Origin of the sequence: Poseidonibacter sp., assembly GCF_041821165.1 — a bacterium.
In the GTDB taxonomy this organism is placed as follows: domain Bacteria; phylum Campylobacterota; class Campylobacteria; order Campylobacterales; family Arcobacteraceae; genus Poseidonibacter.
In genome coordinates, this window is record NZ_JBGUES010000195.1 from 1 (window position 1) to 4,120 (window position 4,120).

The window sequence follows — 4,120 nt, forward strand, 5'->3', positions numbered from 1 at the left end:
CTTGTAAAAGTTGAGAAAGAAATTAAGAGTATAAAAGATTTAGACACTTCTTTAAAAAAAGACACTTTAGAAATTTTAAAAAATTCTAAAACAATTCTTGGCTTTGACGAGAATAAGCTTAAAAAATCAATTTATCAGAAGATTAAGCAATATTCTAAGATTGATATAAGATCTAAAGAAATAGACGATTTAAAACAAGATAAAGCAATATTAATTGAACATAATACAAAACTTATTGAAGATATTGAAGTTAAAGAAGCAAGACTAGAAAGTAAAGACGAAATTATTACAGATAAAGCTCACGAGATAAAAAGACTTATGCAAAGAGACAAAAACAATGCTAATTTTACAAAAAGCGAAATTATTGAAGCGACTTTAAATTATGAGAATGAAATTCAATCTTTAAAAACTGAATTAATTGAAGTGAAACAAGATAAAGAAGTTTTTAAAGAAAAATCAGAAGAACTTGAAAAGTTTAAAGATTTTATTGATGAAAATCATAAAGATATTATTGAAGATTTTGAGGATAAGAGAAAAAATAGATATATGAGACATAGATAAAATTATTTATCTATGTATGAAATTTTCTCTAATTCTTCTTTTAAAATTTGAAGTTCATATTTCTGAGTATAGTCATCAGTAATTTTATTATCGTCTTCGGCTCCATGACCAACAATTTCATTTATCATTTCATATTGAACTTTTTTTTGTTTTAGTTTATTTTGTAAAGTATGCCTAAAACTATGAAAAACATAAGTTTTATCAAAACCAAGTTTAGTTTTAAAATATCCAAAATCTATACTAAATTGTGTAGATTTAATTTTAAATAGATTTTTTGTTCTAATTTTAGATAAATATAAATTTAAATCTTCAATTAATTCGCTATGAATAGGAACTTTTCTAAAACTACTTATTGTTTTTAGTTCTTTTTCATCAACTTCGTCAATTTCAATTTTGAAATTAAAATATAATATTCCATTTTCTGACTTTATGTCTTTTTTTGTTAATTGGCAAATTTCTTTTTCTCTTGCACCAGTGTAAGCTGCAATTTTTATAATAGTCTCATATTCATTATGATATTTATTTGGTTCTTGTTTTTTAGGTGAAAGTCTAATTAAATCAATTTTTTCTAAAATCTTTTTATAGTCTTGATTAGAATAAGGACTTCTTTTCATTTTAATTTTATCTTTAGTTGTAACTTTAAATTTAACATCTTTTGTGAGTTTAGGAATATAATGAGCTTTTTCATGACAATAGTTTAAAAATGTGATTAAGTTTGTTAAAGCATTATTTAAAGCACCTACTTTACCATTTGGTTTTAATTTTTTTAAATATGTTCTATATGATATTAAATCTTTATGCTTTAAATTTTGAATATATATTATTTTACTAATATTACAATACTCTAAAAAATAACCTACATCTCTACGACTTGCATGTTCTTGAGCTTCTGATACGCCATCTCGTGTATTTAACCACTCTTCAAATGCTTCTTTAATTGTGACTAAACTATTATTAGAAGTAAAAGAGACTTGGTCTAATGCAGAAGTATCAATTTCATTTTGTATATTTTTTTTGACATCATTTAAAGCATTAATTTTAATTTGTATAATATATTTTTTAAAGACTTCAGCTGCTTCAACATCTAAACCATAAGTTATATCATCTTCTCGATCTGATAAATGAAGTAACTGCATTAGGTCATATAACTCTTTTTCTATAATTTCGTCATATATATCGACTTCTTTATTTAAATCGCTAATAATAGTGTCTATTTGATTTATTGATAGATGTGTATTACGATTAACAATATCATCAAAATTTATTTTTTTGAACTCTTCTATATATTCTTTAATTTCTTTTGTTGTAAACATTTTAAAACTTCTTTTTAAATAATTAAATTTGGATATTAAGTATCTCGCTATAACTTTAGCATTATTTATATTATTAGTTTTTAAACTTTTGATATATTCTCTTTTATATCCAAAATAAATTTCTAAATCATCATTTATAGCCAATCTAATATAGTAGGTATTGTTTCTCTTAAATAGATTTGTCATTGTAGTGTTTTACAACATACCATACAAAACGTAACAAGTGTAATATTTTATTTTTTAATAAAATATTATTAATGTTCGTATTTATCGAACTTTAGGCAAAAATAAAAATATGGCAATTTGTAATATTTATAAAAGAAATCAAAAAAATTTGTTATTATACTTTTATGAATTTAGGAGTTAAATATGAGTATATTAGGCAAATGCCCATATTGTGATGCAAATGTTGTATCTAAAAAAATTACCGCACAAGGCAAACAAATAAAACTATACTCTTGTGAAAATGCAAAAAAAGAGTATGATGAAAGTGAAAGTTACGTTTTTACAGCAGAAGCAACTTGTACTTTTAGAGTTTATTCAAATGCTTTTATGCGTTGGAATAAAAGAAGTTTTAGCCAATATGAAATGAAAAAACTATTACAAGATGGTCAAGCAATAATACGACTTCATGGAAGAAAAGGTACTAATGAATATTTTAAATATGTTATAACTGATAAAACATATGGAGTATCTATTTTATGGGATGAAGAAGTTGAAGAAAAGAAAGAAGACGAAGTAAAATAAAAGAGAAGCTTTTCTCTTTTATTTAAAAATTAGTCTTGTCTAGATGTAGTTTCTAATAAGTGGTATCCAAATTGAGTTTTAACTGGTCCATGTACTACATTGATTTCATCATTAAATACAACTTTATCAAATTCAGGAACCATTTGACCTTGGAAAAATGTACCTAAATCTCCACCTTTTGCTCCAGATGGGCATGATGAATGAGCTTTTGCTAAGTCTTCAAACTTTTCTCCAGCTGCAATTTTTTCTTTTAATTGTAAACATAACTCTTCACTATCAACTAATAAATGTCTAGCAGATGCTGATTTCATAAACTTTCCTTATTTTGATTTCACAAATTTTAACATAAAATATAAATAGATTAGATTAAGCATTTTTATCAAAAAATTCAATAGAGTTCTTTCCAAGTCTTTTTGCTGTATACATTGCTGTATCTGCTTGTTTTATAATTTCTTTTATACTTTCAGTATCATCATCAAATATTGTTACACCAATACTTGGAGTTGAGATATTTTTATGTCCATCAATCTCAATAATACTATTTAAAGCCAATTTTATTTTATTGGATAGATGAGTCATATTTTTTATTGCTTCTTCTTTATTCTTTCCAATATGGTCAGTTAAAACTATAAATTCATCTCCGCCAATTCTTGCAATTGTGTCTTCTTTTCTTACTGTTTCTTTTATTTTATCAGCAACCATTCTAAGCAGCATATCACCAATATCATGACCTAAAGTATCATTTACCTCTTTAAAATTATCAAGGTCAATAAAAATTAATCCACCAACAGTTTTATGTCTCACAATCTTCGAAATAGCCCGCTCTATTCTATCTAGTAATAAAAGCCTATTCGGAAGTCCTGTTAAGTTATCATGAGTAGCTTGATACTCTAATGCCCTAACTTTACTTTTTTGTTCACTAATATCAATATATTGTCCAAGATAATGGGTAATATTTCCCTTATTATCTTTTATCGCAGTAATAGTAGAACGTAATGGAATTTGTTTTCTATTTTTTTTAGTATTAAATATCTCTCCACTCCATGAGCCTTCTTTATTTAAAACTTCCCAAAGTTTAGAATAAAATTTTTGGTCTTGATGTGATGATTTGAAAATACTTGGTTTTTTGCCAATTATATAATCTTTTGTATAGCCCATAACATTACAAAATGCTTGATTAGTATTAATAATTCTAATATTTTTATCTGTTATAATCATAGGTTCATTTGATTCAAAAGCATAAGAAGCAATTCTTAAATTATTTTCTTGTTCTAACCTAGTTCTTTCATAATCTATTTTTTCAAGACTATGAGACATATCATTTATCATTTTATCAAATAAGATTTCAATTTCATCATCAAAAAACTCTTCTTCATTTGAGTATAAAACAAGTACTGCAACAATATTATCAAACTTTCTAATAGGAAAGGCTGCTGCTGAATGAATATTATATTCATCTGAAACATCAGATAATACAGAAATATTTTTTTCTTTAAAAG

At 24.8% G+C, this 4,120-nt stretch carries 5 protein-coding genes and 1 pseudogene; 2 read left to right on the plus strand and 4 right to left on the minus strand.

Features of this window, described 5'->3' with window-relative positions; genetic code table 11:
* On the plus strand, window positions 1–561 hold a 561-nt coding region (locus ACERKK_RS11745), incomplete at its 5' end, for a hypothetical protein (protein WP_373773267.1).
* A gap of 2 nt (window positions 562–563) precedes the next feature.
* On the opposite strand, the gene ACERKK_RS11750 is transcribed toward ACERKK_RS11745, so the two are convergent.
* Together ACERKK_RS11750 and ACERKK_RS11755 are read right to left on the minus strand one after the other, a co-directional pair.
* Entirely contained in the window at window positions 564–1,874 is a 1,311-nt protein-coding gene (locus ACERKK_RS11750) for a tyrosine-type recombinase/integrase (protein ID WP_373773271.1), read from the minus strand.
* A gap of 36 nt (window positions 1,875–1,910) precedes the next feature.
* Window positions 1,911–2,060 (minus strand): annotated as a pseudogene (locus tag ACERKK_RS11755) (DUF6538 domain-containing protein); the annotation flags it as partial.
* A 183-nt stretch (window positions 2,061–2,243) separates the two neighbouring features.
* Between ACERKK_RS11755 and ACERKK_RS11760 the strand changes: the two are divergent.
* Window positions 2,244–2,621 carry a hypothetical protein gene (locus ACERKK_RS11760; RefSeq protein ID WP_373773268.1) on the plus strand — a complete coding sequence of 126 codons (378 nt, stop codon included), beginning with the start codon at window positions 2,244–2,246 and terminating at the stop codon, window positions 2,619–2,621.
* Between the two features lie 29 nt (window positions 2,622–2,650).
* On the opposite strand, the gene ACERKK_RS11765 is transcribed toward ACERKK_RS11760, so the two are convergent.
* Together ACERKK_RS11765 and ACERKK_RS11770 are read right to left on the minus strand one after the other, a co-directional pair.
* A complete protein-coding gene (locus ACERKK_RS11765; protein WP_373773269.1) occupies window positions 2,651–2,932 on the minus strand; it encodes a peptidylprolyl isomerase in 282 nt (93 codons plus the stop codon).
* 55 nt (window positions 2,933–2,987) lie between these two features.
* The coding region (locus tag ACERKK_RS11770; protein ID WP_373773270.1) for a diguanylate cyclase at window positions 2,988–4,120 on the minus strand (1,133 nt) is incomplete at its 5' end.

Coding starts and splice junctions, on each gene's coding strand:
- ACERKK_RS11750 (WP_373773271.1), bottom strand. CDS start 1,874: ATGTTTACAACAAAAGAAATTAAAGAATATATAGAAGAGTTCAAAAAA.
- ACERKK_RS11760 (WP_373773268.1), top strand. CDS start 2,244: ATGAGTATATTAGGCAAATGCCCATATTGTGATGCAAATGTTGTATCT.
- ACERKK_RS11765 (WP_373773269.1), bottom strand. CDS start 2,932: ATGAAATCAGCATCTGCTAGACATTTATTAGTTGATAGTGAAGAGTTA.